Source organism: Microbacterium sp. CFBP9034 (genome assembly GCF_034045255.1).
GTDB lineage: Bacteria > Actinomycetota > Actinomycetes > Actinomycetales > Microbacteriaceae > Microbacterium.
Window position 1 is genome coordinate 512,721 of the sequence record NZ_JAXCWC010000001.1, and the last position, 15,885, is coordinate 528,605.

The window sequence follows — 15,885 nt, forward strand, 5'->3', positions numbered from 1 at the left end:
GCACCGCTCTCATTCAGGAAGGGACGGATGCCGCTCCTGCGGTGAGCGATGCCGGGGGATGAACAGCGCGACCACGAGTGCGATGATCGCCGCCGCGCCGCCGAGGATCAGCGACAGGGTGAAGGCCGTCGTCGTCGGCACGGGAACGCCTTCGAAGTCCACGGCGTACGTGGCCAGGACCGCTCCGATGACCGCCGCCGCCGTGCTCGTGCCCAGCGACCGGAAGAGCGCGTTGAGGCCGTTGGACGCGCCCGTCTCGCTCTGCGGCACCGAGCGCATGATGAGCATCGGCATCGAGGCGTAGCCGAAGCCGATGCCGGCGCCGATGAGGATGTTCGCGACGAGGATGTGCCAGACCTCGGACGAGAACAGCAGCGTGAACCCGTAGGCGGCGATGAGCGAGATCGCGCCCAGCAGGAGGAGGAGCTTGGGCCCGGTGCGGGCGGCGATGCGGCCCGCGACCGGCGAGAGCACCATCATGACCAGCCCGGACGGCATCACGATGAGGCTCGCGGCCAGGAGCGACAGGCCGAACCCGGCCCCCGTGGCGACGGGCAGCTCGAGCATCTGCGGGTACACCACGTTCGAGGCGAACAGCGAGAAGCCCATCGCGATCGAGGCGATGTTGGTCAGCAGCACGGCCGGCCTCGCAGCCACCCGCAGGTCGAGCAGCGGCTCGTCGATGCGCAGCTCGAACCACCCCCACAGCAGCAGCACCGCGAGCCCGCCGAGCCCGAGGGTGAGCACCGCCGGGGATCCCCAGCCCCACTCGTTGCCTCGGGAGATCGCCAGCAGGATGCCGATCAGGCCGACCGCGAGTCCTGCCGCCCCGACGTAGTCGAACCGCCCGGCCGTGCGCAGCACGCTCACGGGAACGATCCACAGCACGAGGCCGAACACGACGACCCCGAGCCCTGCGGCCATCCAGAACAGCACGTGCCAGTCGCTGCGCTCGGTGACCAGTGCGCTGATCGGGAGGCCGAGCGCCCCGCCGACTCCGAGGGTCGCGCTCATGAAGGCGATCGCGGAGTCCACGCGATCCTCGTGCAGCACATCGCGCATGATCGAGATGCCCAGCGGCACGACCCCGACGATCGCGCCCTGCAGCGTCCGGCCGACGATGATTCCCACGATGCCCGTCGACAGCGCCGCGACGACCGAGCCGAGCACCATGACGCCCAGCAGCACGAGCACGATCCGGCGCTTGCCGTACATGTCGCCGAGGCGCCCCGAGATCGGGGTGATGACCGCTGCCGCCAGCAGCGTCGAGGTCACGACCCATGCCGTGTCCTCACGGCTCGAGTTCAGCAGCTCGGGCAGCTTCGACTGGATCGGCACCATGAGCGTGAACATGAACGAGGACGCCAGCCCCGCCGTGGCGAGCACCGCCACGATCGCGCCCTGGCGGGGCATCCGGGTGAGTCGTCTTCGCGCGTCCTCGTCCGATGCCATCAGATCAGGCTAACGGCGACCGGCGCGCCCCGGGCCGGTCCCGGACGGACGGACAGCGTCGGCCGACCGGCACACCGGCCGTGCCACCGTGCGGGCGTATCGTGGGGCGCATGTCCGACCTCTCCGCCGGCGCTGCCGCCGTGCCTGCGCCTCCCGGTGTCGAGATCCGAGCGCTCGACACGGTCGAGGAGGTCTTCGCCGCGTCGCAGGTGCTCGCCGACGTCTGGGGCGGCGACCGTGGCGGCATGCCGCCCAACCTGCTGCGCGCGCTGGCGCATTCCGGCAACTACGCGGTCGGACTGTACGCCGGCGACCGGATGGTCGGGGCATCCGTCGCGTTCTTCGCCGCGCCCGCCGCGCGCACGATGCACAGCCACATCACCGGCGTGCTGCCCGACCAGCAGAGCCAGGGCCTCGGGCGCGTGCTCAAGCAGCACCAGCGCGAGTGGGCGCTCGCGCGGGAGGTCGGCAACATCACGTGGACGTTCGACCCGCTCGTCGCCCGCAACGCGCACTTCAACCTGCGCGTCCTCGGCACGCGGGTGACCGAATACCTCGTGAACCACTACGGGCCCATGGACGACGGCGTCAACCGCGGTGACGACACCGACCGGATCATGGTGTCGTGGGCGCTCGCCGCACCGCCGGTGCCGACTCCCGCCGACGATCGCGTGGTCGCGTCGGTCGCGGTGCCGCATGACATCGAGACGATGCGGCGTGAATCCCCGGCGGATGCCGCGGCCTGGCGCGTGCGCGTGCGCGACGGGGTGCTCGAACGGCTGTCGGCCGGTCTCGTGATCGCGGGCTTCGACGACGACCGCGGGTACCTCTTCGTCCGGCCGTGAGACGTTCGGCGGGACTGCATCCTCGCGCCGGTCGGAGAATCGACTCACGGTCGGAGGATTCCTGCCGATTCCTCCGACTTCCGGCCATTTCTCCGACGGGAGCCGACGCCGCGGCGCGTCGGATCTAGGCTGACGCGCATGTCCACCTCAGCCGACTATCGCGCCCACTTCGACTTCGACATCCGCTTCGCCAACGGGGGAGGGCTGTCGGGGGTCGGGTTCCGTCTCGACCTGCCCTCCGCCGACGTCTCGGAGGACCAGATCGCGCACCTGCTCGTGCAGCACCTCGGCCTGGCGCTCGTCGACGAGGTGGAGCTGCGCGGTGTGCGGATCGTCGAGGAGCCGCACCGCGGCAGCCGGGGGGTGACGACGGATGCCGCTTCCGCCGGCCCGGGAACGGTCCGGGTGGTCGATCTGAGCCACCCGATCCGCGCGGGCCTCGTGACGTACCCCGGACTGCCCGCACCGACGATCACGTCGCACCTCACCCGCGAGGACTCCCGCGCCCGCTATGCGCCGGGCACGGAGTTCGCGATGGACATCATCACGATGATCGGCAACACCGGCACGTACCTCGACAGCCCCTTCCACCGCTACGCCGAGGGTCCGGATCTCGCGGGCCTGGACCTCTCGACGCTCGTCGGGCTGCGCACCGAGGTCTTCCACCTGGAGGACGCGTGGGGCGCCGAGCGGCGCGGCATCCGCTCGGAGACGCTGGCCGATCGCGACGTGCGGGGCGCGGCCGTCCTGCTGCACACCGGCTGGGACCGCCTGTTCGGAACCCCCGAGTACGGTGCCGGTGCGCCGTTCCTGAGCGCAGAGGGCGCCCAGTGGCTCATCGACGCCGGCGCGGTGCTCGTGGGCATCGACTCGGTCAACATCGACGACACCGAGTCCGGCGGCGAGCGTCCCGCCCACTCGCTGCTGCTCGGCGCCGGGGTGCACGTCGTCGAGCACCTCACCAACCTCGGCGCCCTTCCGCCCCAGGGCGCCCGGTTCACGGCGGCCCCGCCGGCGGTCGAGGGCTTCGGCACCTTCCCGGTGCGGGCTTTCGCCGAGATTCCCGTCTGACGTATCTGGGCCGGCCGATCGTGCTCCTCCTCTGCAGCAACGCACGAGAGGGAGACGTCATGCGCGAACACATCGAGGTCCTGATGGTCGGACTGGCTGCCTCGCTCCGCCGCGAGCGACGCCGACCGGCCCGAACGCGCGGACCGCGCCGGGCCCGCGGCACCTTCGTGCCGGTGCGCAACAACGTCCGCACGCTGCGGCTGGCCCACTGACGCCCGGCAGCGTCCAGGGCGGGGCGTAGCCTGGTGCGCATGCCCATCGCCTCGCCCGCGGCATCCGTCGCCCTCGAAGGCTTCGAGCTGCGGGTGCTGCACCTGCCGCTCGTCGCGCCGTTCACGACGTCGTTCGGCACGGAGACCGTGCGCGAGGTGATCGTGGTGCGCGCGCTCACGTCCGGAGCCGACGGCTGGGGCGAGATCGTCACGGGGGCGGCACCGCTGTACTCGAGCGAGTACACACAGAGCGCGTGGGACGTGGCACTGCGCTTCCTCGTGCCGGCGCTCCTCGACCGCGGCACGCTGGCGCCCGAGGAGGTCGCGCCGGCGCTCGCGCCGTTCGTGGGCCACCGCATGGTCAAGGCCGGGCTGGAGCTCGCGGTGCTCGACGCCGCACTGCGCACCGACGGACGTGCGCTCGGCGAGTACTTCGGCGCGGTGCGCGACCGGATCCCGAGCGGCGTGTCGGTGGGGATCCAGAGCGATCCGGCCGCTCTGGTCGATGTCGTCGGCGGCTACCTCGACGAGGGCTACGCGCGCATCAAGATCAAGATCAAGCCCGGCCGCGACATCGCCGACACGGCGGCCGTCCGTGACGCGTTCGGCGCCATCACGCTGCAGGTCGACGCGAACTCCGCCTACACGCTGGCCGACGCCGACACCCTGGCCGAACTCGACCGATTCGACCTGCTGCTGATCGAGCAGCCGCTGCAGGAGGACGACCTGGTCGACCACGCCGCGCTTGCCCGCCGCCTTCGCACACCGATCTGCCTCGACGAGTCGATCGTGTCGGCCAAGGCCGCAGCCGACGCCCTCGCGCTGCAGGCGGCAGCCATCATCAACATCAAGGCCGGACGGGTGGGCGGCTACCTGGAGGCGGTCGCGATCCACGATCTGTGCCGGGATGCCGGCATCCCCGTGTGGTGCGGCGGCATGCTCGAGACCGGCATCGGGCGCGCCGCCAACGCGGCGCTCGCGGCGCTGCCGGGCTTCACGCTTCCCGGGGACGTGTCGGCGTCGAACCGCTTCTACACCAGGGACATCGTGACCGAGCCGGCCGTGCTCGAGGACGGCCACGTGCGGGTGCCGACCGGACCGGGCATCGGCGTCGACATCGATCCGGTCGCGCTGGACGACTTCACGGTCGCGCGCGAGACGCTGACGCGCTGACCATGATCGGCGCACGGGCACAGCGGGCAGCGATCGCCGCGGTGCTCGGCGCCGCGCTCCTGGCCGTCGCCGGATGCACGGCGCCGGCGGCGCAGCCGGAGGTCAGCCTCGTCGCCGGCGGCCTGCCCGGCGGCGTCACGGCCGAGCTGCAGCAGCTGCGGTCCGACGTCGCCGCGCGCCAGGCGCAGGTCGTCGTGCACAACGGCACCGACGAGCGACTGGTCGTCGGAGGCGTCGAGGTCGCCGACCCGAGGTTCGACGGCCCCGCGACGCGCGTGGCGGAGCGCGACAGCATCATCGCGCCGGGCGGAACGGTGGGCATCCGGGTGCAGCTGCCCGCGGTCGCCTGCGGCGAGGATCTGCCCGCCGACGGAGAGCTGCGCCCGCGGCTGACCTTCGACTACCTGCTCGGCGACGTCTCGTCTGTCGCGTCCGCGCCGATCGACGATCCGCTGGGCTTCGTCCCGCCGCTGCACGAGCGGGACTGTCGTGCAGCGGCTGTGGCGGACGCCGCCCACGTGGAGTTCACCGACTTCGACCCCTCGCCCCCGGGCGAGCCCGCCGCGCTCTCGCTGTTCGTCGCGCCCACGGGTCGTGCTGCCGCGACGATCGTCGGCATCCAGACCACCAACCTCCTCACCTTCGGCGAAGCCGCGGGGGCGACGATCGAGACGTACCCGATCGGGATGGCGGTCGCCGAAGGCGGCACGGGTCAGGCGTCGATAAGCCTGCCGATCGTGCCGCTGCGCTGCGACCCGCACGCCGTCCAGGAGGACAAGCGGGGGACGATCTTCGACGTCGAGGTCGAGATCGACGGCGTGCCCGGCGAGATCGAGCTCGCGGCATCCGAAGATCTCCGCGGGGAGATCCTCACCTGGGTCGCCGATTGGTGCGAGTTCGGCAGCTGACGGGCGCTCTTGTCAAGACACTCGACGCGCGGCCGAACGGAGGCCACGATGGGGGCATGACCGGACTCGCAGTGATCCTGCTCATCATCGGTGTCGTGCTGCTCCTCTTCGGGCTGTTCGTCGAAGCGGCGAAGTTCCTGCTGTGGATCGGCATCGTCATCATCATCATCGCCGTGATCGCGTGGCTGATGCGCTTCATCCGACGCCAGACGTGAGCGGGCTCGCCTTCACCGGCTGAAGCGATCGACCAGGCGCACGAGCGTGGGAATGCCGCGGGACGACGCGGGGGTGCCGAGCGCCGCCTCGAGGGCGGGCGTTCCGTTGCTCTGGCGGTCGGCATCGTTCGTCAACACCGCCCACCCGGCTCCGTGCTCGACGATCGTGCAGCGACGCTTGGCCGCCTGAGCGGCCGCCGCGACCTCGTCGGTGATCGCCACCTCGTCGGTGAACAGCGTCAGCTCCCGGCGACCGAGGTCTGCGGCATCCGCGCTTCTCGCCACCACCTGCTCGATGAACGCCAGCGGCCGGGAGAAGACCACGGCCTCGAAGCCCGAGAGGGACGCCAGCACCTGAGGCACATCGACCACCACGGCATCGGGGGACGCCGCGGCGAAGAGGACCGTGCCGTTGCTCTGGAACAGCTGCACATCGACCGCTCCGGCGGCGCGGAAGGCCGCCACGATATCCGCGGTGCTCGGCTGACCGCGCTGCCCCTGGTTGACGTTGCGCAGGAACGCGACTTGCTGCATGAGCCGAGTGTGGCCGTCGCCGCCGACATTCGGAAACCGCCGCCCGTAGGCTGACCGCATGGTTCCGAGCACCCCCACGCCTCCTCCCCACGCCGCTGGCGCGTCGCGCGGAGCCTCCGGGCGCGTGGGCCCAGTCGCTCCAGTCGCTCCCGACGATCCGGCCGCCGCGCGCGGCGTCTCCCGTCGCACCCAGTCCGAGATCTACCGGGCCGGCATCAGCGGCACGCGCCCGAGAGTGCCGGTCGATGCCGTGGACCTCGAGCGAGCGGCGGAGAAGGCGCTCAGCGCCGAGGCTTTCGCCTACATCGCCGGCGGTGCGGGCGCCGAGCGGACGATGCGCGCGAACACGGCGGCCTTCGACCGCTGGCAGGTGTGGCCGCGGCCGCTGCGAGACGTCTCGGCGCGAGACCTGTCGATCGACTTGCTCGGACGCCGCCGGCCGACGCCCCTGCTGCTCGCACCCCTGGGAGTCATGGAGATGGCCCACGGCGAGGCCGATCTGGCGGTGGCCCGCGCCGCGGCGTCGCTGGGCATCCCGTACACGCTGTCGAACCAGGCCTCGTTCCCGATGGAGCAGGTCGCGGCCGCGACGTCGACGGCATCGCGCCTGTTCCAGCTCTACTGGTCGGCCTCCGACGAGCTGAACGCCTCGCTCCTGCGGCGGGCCGAGGCATCCGGATGCGACGCGATCGTCGTCACGCTGGACACGCACCTGCTGGGGTGGCGCACCCGCGACCTGGACCTCGCGTACCTGCCGTTCACGCGCGGCCTGGGCATCGCGCAGTACACGTCCGACCCCGTGTTCCAGCAGCTGGTCCGCGAGCGTGTGAGGACGGCACCGGATGCTGCGGCCCCCGCCGCGCCGGCCGTCCGGCTGACCCCGAAGACCGTGGCCGCCGGCGTGAAGATCGCGCGCAAGGGCGCCGCGGTGACCGGCTCGCGGAGCGTGCGCGACAACCTCCGGTCTCCGCTTCCGCGCGCCGCGGTCGAAACCTTCCTCGACGTCTTCTCGACGCCTGCTCTCACCTGGGAGGACCTGGCCCGGGCGCGTGAGTGGACAACGCTTCCGATCATCCTCAAGGGCATCGTCCACCCCGACGATGCGATCCGCGCCCTCGATGTCGGCATGGACGGCATCTGGATCTCCAACCACGGCGGCCGCCAGATCGACCAGTCCGTTCCGACCCTCGCGGTGCTGCCCACGATCGCCGACCGGGTCGCCGGGCGAGTTCCCATCGTCTTCGACTCGGGCGTGCGGCAGGGCTCGGACGCCTTCATCGCACTGGCGCTCGGCGCGACGGCGGTCGCGATCGGACGGCCGTACGCCTACGGTCTGGGCATCGCGGGCGAGGAGGGCGTGCGCGAGGTGCTCCGGAACCTGCTGGCCGAGCTCGACATCACGCTCGGGCTCGCGGGGCACGCCACTTTCGCCGAGGTCGGCCGCGATGCACTGCGTGCCGCGTGACTCCAGGGCCGATCCGGGGGATGACCCCCGTGCGCGGTGCGGATGCCGCGGCCTAGAGTGATCCGGTGACCACGCCTCCCCCCTTCGGCGCCGCCCCGTACGGCGCCGCGCAGCCCAACCCGATGAGCCCCGCCGACGAGAAGCTGTGGGCGACCCTCATCAACGTCGGCGGACTGTTCTTCAACTTCCTCCCGGCGCTGATCGGCTACCTCGTGCTCAAGGACCGCGGCCCGTTCGTCCGCGCGCACACCGCGACGGCGCTGAACTTCCAGCTGACCCTGCTGATCGCGTACGTGGTGGGCGGCATCCTGAGCATCGTCATCATCGGGTTCTTCATCATCTTCGCCGCGTACATCCTCAACATCGTGCTGTGCATCGTCGCCGCCGTGAAGGCGAACCGCGGCGAGTGGTACCAGTACCCGATGGCGATCAGGTTCGTCTCCTGACGGCCGACGCCACTCCCTCGCCGGAGGGGCCGTCCACAGCGACGGCATCCGCTCTGCGATCCGCGCGCCGTGAGCCGTAGGCTGGCCCCATGCCAGCCCGACCTCGGCGGGTGCCCGCCGTCTCCTCGCCTCCCCTCCCGCTGCGCTCCCGCGCGCGACTCCGACGCGCGGTCGTCGGTGCCGGTGTCCTCGCCGCCGCGATCGTCCTGTCGGCGTGCACGGGCGACGGCCCCGAGGGCGGCGACTTCGGTGACGGCGACTTCGCCGACGACGGCTGCACGAGCGTCGTGGTGGCGACCTCGTCCGAGAAGGTCAACATGCTCGACGCGCTCGCCGACGCCTTCAAGGAGTCGGCCGAGCACGAGGCGCTCGACGAGTGCGCCACCGTGCGACCGATCAACGTCTCGTCGGGCGACGCGACGCGGTTCCTCACGTCGGGCGAGGACTGGCCCGACGACGACCCGCGCCGCTGGCCCTCGATGTGGTCGCCGGCGTCGACCGTGTGGACCGAGCGCGTGGCGGCCGCGGCATCCGCTTCACTCGTCGGCGAGCCCGAGTCCTTCACCCGCACGCCGGTCGTGTTCGGGGTGCCCGAGACGATGGCCAAGGCCCTGGGGTACCCGGGCGAGGACATCGGGATCAGCGACTTCGAGGCTCTCTGCCAGGACCCGGAGGGCTGGGCGAGCGTCGGCAAGCCCCTGTGGGGATCGTTCAAGATCTCGAAGACCAACCCGAACACCTCGACCACCGGCCTCTCGGCGATCCTCATGCAGTCGTACGAGGCCGCCGGCAAGACCGCCGATCTCACGGCGGAGGACGTCGCCGCTGCCGCCGACTTCTCGCGGGTGTTCGAGGAGTGCGTCATCCACTACGGCGACACCACCGGCAAGGTGCTGACCACGCTCTACGACGAGACGCAGAACGGCGCCGGCGGCTCGGGCTATGTCTCGGCCGTGGCCCTCGAAGAGACCTCCCTGCTGAACTACAACCAGGGCAACCCCGACTCGCACACGGTGCAGCCGGGCGAGACGCTCACGCCGCCCAAGGAGAAGCTGGTCGCGGTCTACCCGTCGGGCGGCTCGATGTGGTCCGACAACCCGATCACCGTCCTCGGCGCCGACTGGGTGACGGATGCCCAAGCCACTGCGGGCGCCGCGTTCGCGGCCTTCCTGCAGACCGACGCCGCCCAGGCCATCGTTCCGACCTTCGGCTTCCGGCCGCTCGACGAAGACGTCCCCCTCGGCGACCTCTTCGCACCGGAGTACGGGGTGGACCCCGCCGGACCCGCCGTGTCGCTGCCGCGCCCGGGCGTCGACGTCGTCTCGGCTGCGATCGACCAGTGGACCCAGATTCGCAAGCCCTCATCCGTGCTCGAGGTCATCGACATCTCCGGCTCGATGGACGAGCCGATCGGCGACGGCCGGTCCAAGCTCGACGGCGCGATCGAGGGGGCGCAGTCCACTCTCGGCCACTTCCGCTCGACCGACGAGGTGGGCGTCTGGGCGTTCACGACCGGCGTGGAATCGGCCGCCGGGAAGAACCTCGTCGTGCTGCGCGATGTGTCGCCCTTGCAGTCCGACCGTGAGTCCGTCGACTCCGCCCTCGACGACCTGCGGTTCGCACAGCGCGAGGGCACCCCGCTCTACGACGCCATCGCCGCGGCGTACGACGAGATGACGTCCCGGGCCGAGCCCGGTCGCATCAACGCGATCGTGCTGCTCTCCGACGGGCAGGACACCGACTCGAGCATCTCGCTCGACTCGCTCGTCGCCAAGATCGGCAAGGCGTCGAGCGAGGGCGGCGACGACGCGCCCGTGCGCATCTTCCCGATCGCGTACGGCGAGGGCGCCGACACCGGTGCGCTCCAGCGCATCGCCGAGGCCACCGGCGGGCAGTGGTTCGACGCGTCCGACGCGGCCAAGATCGACCTCGTGTTCGCCTCGGTCATCAACAACTTCTAGGCCGCGAATGCACTCACTCGATGCCGGCCTGTACGTCGACGAAGCCGCAGCGGCCCTCGCGGAGACGCACGTGTTCGTCTCGCGCGAAGTCAGCGGTGGCGATGCGCTCACCGATTCCCTGGTGCAGCAGATCGGCGACGCCTCCATCGGGGTGGCCGTGTTCTCCGACAACGCCGCGCTCGAGGCGTCGCCGACGGACATTCTGGAGGAGCTGGAGGAGGTCACGGGGTTCGACACCGTGATCGTCGTCGTGGGCGATGATCTCGTGGCGGGATCAGACGCGCTTCCTCCGGACGAAGCCATGCGGATCGCGAACGAGGCGGAGTCGTCGGCCGCCGGTGTCGACGCCGCGCTCTCGCAGACCATTCAGAGCGTGATAGCCCAGGCACCCGAGCAGCCGGCCCTCGAGGGCGCCGATGCCGGACCGGTTATCGGGATCGCGCTGGCGGTGGCTGCGGTTGTCGCGGCGGGGGGCGTCATCTTCGGCGTCGTCCGAGTACGCCGGCGGCGGGGACTGGCGGGTCACCGCCCGCCCCCCGACAAGGTTCGCTCGCTCGTCGCGCAGCTCAACGGCCTGAGAGCGGAGTACGCGGCGGCCGGGGCATCCGGCAGTCCCGTCGCCACCGAAGTCGCGCGGGAGATCACCTCCATCGCGGGCAACACCACCGAGCTCTTCGATCGCCTCGACCGCACGGGTGACGAGGGCCAGCGCTCGGTCGCCGCGCTCGAGTACGGTGAGACGCTGCGAAAGCTGACCGCCGCGCTCGACCGCGACTATCTGCTCGACATCCTGCGCCACCCCGACCTGTGGGACGACCCCGCCGAGCGCATCGACGAGGTGCGGGGCGCGGTCGCGGCGTTCTCGGCCGAACTGGTCGAGAACATCAAGCAGGTCAACGCCCGGCGGGGGCTGCACTTCCAGGTCTCGCTCGACGGCCTCATCGGCGGCCGCAAGGAGCTGCGGGAGTGGGACCGCGAGTTCCAGCGGGCCGCGGGGGACGAGCCGGACCAGTCCGGTCGCCCAGGATCGGCCGACTAGAATCGACGGATGCCGCGGCGCTCGCCGCATTCGGCAGCACACCCCATCCCGACCATTGGAGCCACCGTGGCCGAGCAGTCCCGCCTCGACAAGGTCATCGCCCTCGCCCGTCACCGCGGGTTCGTCTTCCAGGCCGGCGAGATCTACGGCGGATCCCGCTCGGCGTGGGATTACGGCCCCCTCGGCACGGAGCTCAAGGAGAACATCCGCCGCCAGTGGTGGCAGACGTTCGTGCGCGGCCGCGGCGACATGGTCGGCCTCGACTCGTCGATCATCCTGCCCAAGCGCGTGTGGGAGGCATCCGGTCACGTCGCCACGTTCACCGACCCGCTCGTCGAGTGCCTGCAGTGCCACAAGCGGTTCCGCGCCGACAACCTGATCGAGGACTTCGAGGCGCGCAAGGGCCGCACGGCCGAGAACGGCCTCGCCGACGTGCCGTGCCCGAACTGCGGCACCAAGGGCCAGTACACCGAGCCGAAGGCGTTCTCCGGCCTCGTCAAGACGTACCTCGGCGTCGTCGACGACGAGTCCGGCCTGCACTACCTGCGCCCCGAGACCGCGCAGGGCATCTTCGTGAACTTCTCCAACGTGCTCACCGCCTCGCGCAAGAAGCCGCCGTTCGGCATCGGCCAGGTCGGCAAGGCGTTCCGCAACGAGATCACGCCCGGAAACTTCATCTTCCGCACCCGCGAGTTCGAGCAGATGGAGATCGAGTTCTTCACGCCGCCCGCCGAGGCGAACGAGTGGTTCGAGCACTGGGTCGAGGCGTGCTGGGACTGGTTCATCGATCTCGGCGTCGACGCCGGCAACCTGCGCCGCTACGACGTCCCCGAGGACGACCGCGCCCACTACTCCGCCGGAACGATCGACGTCGAGTACCGCTTCGGCTTCCCCGGCAAGGAGTGGGGCGAGCTCATGGGCGTCGCCAACCGCACGGACTACGACCTCTCCAGTCACACCGAGGCGTCGGGCCAGAGCCTCACCTACTTCGATCAGGCGTCGGGAGAGAAGTACACCCCGTTCGTCATCGAGCCCTCGTTCGGCCTCACCCGCGCCATGATGGCGTTCCTCGTCGACGCGTACCACGAGGAGGAGGCGCCGAACGCGAAGGGCGGCACCGACACCCGCACGGTGCTCAAGCTCGATCCGCGCCTGGCTCCCGTCAAGGCGGCGATCCTGCCGCTCTCTCGCAACGAGCAGCTGTCGCCGATCGCCCGCGAGGTGGCCGAGCAGCTGCGCGGCGACTGGAACATCGACTTCGACGACGCCGGAGCCATCGGCCGCCGGTACCGCCGTCAGGACGAGATCGGCACGCCGTTCTGCGTGACCGTCGACTTCGATTCGCTGGACGACCGCGCGGTCACGGTGCGCGACCGCGACACGATGGGTCAGGAGCGGGTGCCGCTCGAGGGCCTGCACGCGTACCTGGCCGAGCGCCTCAAGGGCGCCTAGCCGCAGACGAGAGCGGATGCCCCGGCCACAGCGGCCGGGGCATCCTTCAGTCCGTGACGGTGTACGTCGCCGAGCCGGTTTCGCCGGCGATCACTCGTCGGTAGTCTTCTGCGATCATGCCGCGCAGGACGCCGGCGTCGACCGCCTCGAGATCCTTGATGTAGAGGCATCCGGCGCCGGCCTCGTGCGGTCCGAGCGCTGCGAGCTCACGGGCGTGCGCTCCGGTGTCGAGAAGGTAGACCGTGGTCGCCTGCCGGCGCGCGGCGAAGGCGGCGATGGGCACGTCGCCCTCGGTGCCGGTCGGGTAGCGGTAGTGGCAGGATCCGAAGCCGATGATCGTGCCCCAGAGCTCCGGCTCCCGTCCGGTGATCTCGCGCATGAGCGCGACCATGGTCTCGGCATCCCGCCGGCGCTTCTCCGGGGCGACGCCGGCGATGAACGCGGCGACGCTGCCGCCCGTCTTCTTCATCAGACGCCCCCGCCGCCGCTCTTCGCGGCCGCCTTCATGGCGCGCTTGTGCTCGCGGACCTTCGTGAGGGAGTCGGCCGAGACGATGTCGGCGACGCTCCGGAAGGATCCGTCCTCGCCGTAGGGGGCGGATGCCTCGCGCCACCCGTCGCCGGTGAACCCGTACTGCTTGCCCAGCAGCGCCAGGAAGATCTTGGCCTTCTGCTCGCCGAATCCGGGAAGGGCCTTGAGCCGGCGGAGCACCGTCGGGCCGTCCGGGTCGCCGTCGGTCCAGATGGCCGCGGCCTGGCCGCCCCAGTCCTGCTCGAGCGCCGCGCAGAGCGCCTGCACCCGGCCGGCCATCGACCCCGGGAAGCGGTGCACGGCGGGGGTGGCCTTGAACAGCTCGGTGAAGGCCTCGGGATCGAAGCTCGCGATCGCCGCCGCGTCGAGGGTGCCGGCGCGCTCCGAGATCTTGAGCGGCCCGGCGAACGCGGTCTCCATGGCGACCTGCTGATCGAGCAGCATGCCGATGAGGAGCGCGAGCGGATCGTCGGTGAGCAGACGGTCGGCCGCGTCATCGCCGGTGATGTGAAGCGTCATGCGGCCAGTCTTCCACCCGCGCCCGGCCGCTGCGACCCCGGCCGCCTGCGGCCCCGATGGGAGGATGGACCCCATGGCCGTCATCCCCGAACCCTTCGACGCGATCGTCACCCACGCCCATGACACGAGGGTCGTCGTGATCGGCGGGGGCATCGCCGGACTGATCGCGGCGCTCGAGTGCGCGAAGGTCGGGATGCCCGTCACCGTGCTCGAAGCTGGTTCCGGCTTCGGCGGCACGGTCGCCGAAGCCGAGGTCGCCGGGCTGCGCGTCGACGTCGGCGCGACCTGCTGGTCGGCAGCCCCGCCGGTGCGCGACCTCGCGGACGAGCTCGGACTGGGCGACCTCGTGGTCACGCCCCGCACCGAGCAGACGTGGATCGCCGGGCTCGCGAAAGGCGCCGCCGCCCCCGTGCCCCGGGAGTCGGTGCTCGGCATCCCGGCGAATCCGTGGGACGACGGCGTTCGCCGGTTCATCGGGTGGAACGGAGCCTGGCGCGCCTACCTCGACCGTCTGCGGCCGCCCCTCACCATCGGCAAGGAGCGGAACCTCGACACCCTCGTGCGCTCCCGCATGGGCGAGGCGGTGGTCTCGCGGCTCGTCGCCCCGCTGACCTTCGGCCGATTCGGCATCGCTCCGCACGAGGTCGACGTCACCGTCGCGGCGCCGGGGCTCGCCTCGGCGCTCACCCGCACCGGCTCTCTCGGCGGCGCCGTGGCCGATCTGCGCGTCGGCAGGAGTCCCGGCGCCACGGTCGAGAGCCTGCGGGGCGGGATGCCGCGGCTCATCGACGCGCTGCGGGAGCGTCTCGACGGCCTCGGCGCCGAACTGGTCTCCGGGGCCCATGTCACGGCGATCGCCCGAGGCGCCGACGGCCGTTGGACGGTGGAGCTCGAGAACCCGGACGCCATGCCGGACGCTGCCGCGGTCGAGCCCGCCGACATCGTGTTCGTCGCCACGGACCAGTCGGCGGCGGTGCGCCTGCTGTCGCCGCACGCCGACGGGCACCTGGAGGGGATGGCGGATGCCGCGCCCCTCCGCGAGATCGTCACCCTGGTCGTCGACGAACCGGCGCTGGACGCCGGACCGCGCGGCGCGGAGGTCTACGCCGTGCCGGGCTCGTCGCGCGCATCGGGTCTCGTGCACCAGACCGCGCGATGGGAGTGGCTCTCCCGGACGGCCGGTCCCGGGCGCCACGTCGTGAGCGTGGCGTTCGACGGCCCGGCGGACGCCCGGGCGACGGCGGGGCTCGACGACGCCGACGTCGCGACGCTGGCGCGGGCGGAGGCATCCGCTCTCCTGGGAGTCGAGATCGGGGCGGCGGCGGTGAAGGGAGCCCATCGGTCGGAGTTCCCGCTCGCGCGGCCCGCCTCGGCCCTGGGCCACGCGGCGGACGCCGAGGCCGTTCGTGCCTCGATCGCAGTTCAGCCCGGCCTCGCGGCGGTCGGGGCCTGGCTCTCGGGGAGCGGGCTCACCCGGGTCGTCGCGGACGCGCAGGCCGAGGCCGACCGCGTGCGCCGCAGCGTGCTGTGGCGCGACGCGGACGGAAGCTGAACTCGTCGTGACGCTCTTGTCAAGGGTGGATGCCGGAATCGGCATACAGGGCTACCCTGGGAGGGTCATCAGGCGCACCACCGACCGTGAGGAGACCCCATGAGGGGCAAAGCAGGACTCGTCATCGGAATCGCGATCGGGTACGTGCTCGGCACGCGCGCAGGCCGCGAACGCTACGAGCAGATCAAAGCCCAGGCCGCGAAGCTCTGGAACCTCGACCCGGTCCAGGAACAGGTCGACAAGGTGAAGGACTTCGCCAAGTCGAGCGCCATGGCGCTGCCCAGCACGCTGTGGGACTCCGCGGTCAAGGTCACCAAGGCCGCGACCACCAAGGGCACGCCCGGCCAGAGGCTCGACGCCGCCATCAAGGTCGGCCAGGACTCGGCCGACGACGTCGAAGCGGCCGCCAAGTCGTCGGCGCGCGCGGCGAAGGACACCGTCGACGACGTGATCGACGACGTCACGGACGCCACGGACGGCACCCCCACCGCCGGCCGAGGCGGGGCGTGA

At 71.4% G+C, this 15,885-nt stretch carries 17 protein-coding genes; 13 read left to right on the forward strand and 4 right to left on the reverse strand.

The window, feature by feature from the left end; all coding sequences use genetic code 11:
* Positions 1–9 precede the first annotated feature (9 nt).
* A complete protein-coding gene (locus SOM19_RS02305; protein ID WP_320486649.1) occupies positions 10–1,413 on the reverse strand; it encodes an MFS transporter in 1,404 nt (467 codons plus the stop codon).
* 149 nt (positions 1,414–1,562) lie between these two features.
* On the opposite strand from SOM19_RS02305, the gene SOM19_RS02310 reads away from it, so the two are divergent.
* The 6 genes from SOM19_RS02310 (at position 1,563) to SOM19_RS02335 (ending at position 5,876) form a co-directional block, all read left to right on the forward strand.
* Positions 1,563–2,297, forward strand: a complete 735-nt coding sequence (locus SOM19_RS02310; RefSeq protein ID WP_320484934.1) for a GNAT family N-acetyltransferase — start codon at positions 1,563–1,565, stop codon at positions 2,295–2,297.
* A gap of 138 nt (positions 2,298–2,435) precedes the next feature.
* Positions 2,436–3,368: a cyclase family protein gene (locus SOM19_RS02315; protein ID WP_320484935.1), complete on the forward strand. Its 933-nt coding sequence runs from the start codon at positions 2,436–2,438 to the stop codon at positions 3,366–3,368.
* A gap of 59 nt (positions 3,369–3,427) precedes the next feature.
* Positions 3,428–3,580, forward strand: coding sequence for a hypothetical protein (locus tag SOM19_RS02320; RefSeq protein WP_320484936.1), 153 nt, complete (start codon positions 3,428–3,430; stop codon positions 3,578–3,580).
* Between the two features lie 39 nt (positions 3,581–3,619).
* Positions 3,620–4,753, forward strand: a complete 1,134-nt coding sequence (menC, locus tag SOM19_RS02325; RefSeq protein ID WP_320484937.1) for an o-succinylbenzoate synthase — start codon at positions 3,620–3,622, stop codon at positions 4,751–4,753.
* A gap of 2 nt (positions 4,754–4,755) precedes the next feature.
* The gene (locus tag SOM19_RS02330) at positions 4,756–5,661 is read left to right on the forward strand and encodes a hypothetical protein (RefSeq protein WP_320484938.1); all 906 of its coding nucleotides are present in this window, start codon (positions 4,756–4,758) and stop codon (positions 5,659–5,661) included.
* Between the two features lie 56 nt (positions 5,662–5,717).
* A complete protein-coding gene (locus SOM19_RS02335; protein ID WP_320484939.1) occupies positions 5,718–5,876 on the forward strand; it encodes a hypothetical protein in 159 nt (52 codons plus the stop codon).
* 12 nt (positions 5,877–5,888) lie between these two features.
* On the opposite strand, the gene SOM19_RS02340 is transcribed toward SOM19_RS02335, so the two are convergent.
* On the reverse strand, positions 5,889–6,410 hold the full coding sequence (locus SOM19_RS02340; protein WP_320484940.1) for a DUF1697 domain-containing protein: 522 nt from the start codon (positions 6,408–6,410) through the stop codon (positions 5,889–5,891).
* Between the two features lie 124 nt (positions 6,411–6,534).
* Here SOM19_RS02340 and SOM19_RS02345 point away from each other — a divergent pair, with 124 nt between their 5' ends.
* The 5 genes from SOM19_RS02345 (at position 6,535) to SOM19_RS02365 (ending at position 12,773) form a co-directional block, all read left to right on the forward strand.
* Complete coding sequence (locus tag SOM19_RS02345) at positions 6,535–7,875, forward strand: alpha-hydroxy-acid oxidizing protein (RefSeq protein WP_320484941.1); 1,341 nt, start codon at positions 6,535–6,537, stop codon at positions 7,873–7,875.
* Between the two features lie 122 nt (positions 7,876–7,997).
* Entirely contained in the window at positions 7,998–8,321 is a 324-nt protein-coding gene (locus SOM19_RS02350) for a DUF4870 domain-containing protein (RefSeq protein ID WP_320486650.1), read from the forward strand.
* A gap of 89 nt (positions 8,322–8,410) precedes the next feature.
* Entirely contained in the window at positions 8,411–10,282 is a 1,872-nt protein-coding gene (locus SOM19_RS02355) for a vWA domain-containing protein (protein WP_320484942.1), read from the forward strand.
* A 7-nt stretch (positions 10,283–10,289) separates the two neighbouring features.
* A complete protein-coding gene (locus SOM19_RS02360; protein WP_320484943.1) occupies positions 10,290–11,321 on the forward strand; it encodes a hypothetical protein in 1,032 nt (343 codons plus the stop codon).
* Between the two features lie 66 nt (positions 11,322–11,387).
* Entirely contained in the window at positions 11,388–12,773 is a 1,386-nt protein-coding gene (locus tag SOM19_RS02365; protein WP_320484944.1) for a glycine--tRNA ligase, read from the forward strand.
* Positions 12,774–12,819: 46 nt separating this feature from the next.
* Here SOM19_RS02365 and SOM19_RS02370 read toward each other — a convergent pair whose 3' ends face one another.
* A complete protein-coding gene (locus tag SOM19_RS02370; RefSeq protein ID WP_320484945.1) occupies positions 12,820–13,242 on the reverse strand; it encodes a DUF1801 domain-containing protein in 423 nt (140 codons plus the stop codon).
* Positions 13,242–13,823, reverse strand: a complete 582-nt coding sequence (locus SOM19_RS02375; protein ID WP_320484946.1) for an HhH-GPD-type base excision DNA repair protein — start codon at positions 13,821–13,823, stop codon at positions 13,242–13,244. Before SOM19_RS02375 ends, SOM19_RS02370 begins: the two co-directional genes overlap by 1 nt.
* Positions 13,824–13,896: 73 nt before the next feature.
* On the opposite strand from SOM19_RS02375, the gene SOM19_RS02380 reads away from it, so the two are divergent.
* A complete protein-coding gene (locus SOM19_RS02380; protein WP_320484947.1) occupies positions 13,897–15,375 on the forward strand; it encodes a protoporphyrinogen/coproporphyrinogen oxidase in 1,479 nt (492 codons plus the stop codon).
* Between the two features lie 99 nt (positions 15,376–15,474).
* Positions 15,475–15,885, forward strand: coding sequence for a hypothetical protein (locus SOM19_RS02385; RefSeq protein WP_320484948.1), 411 nt, complete (start codon positions 15,475–15,477; stop codon positions 15,883–15,885).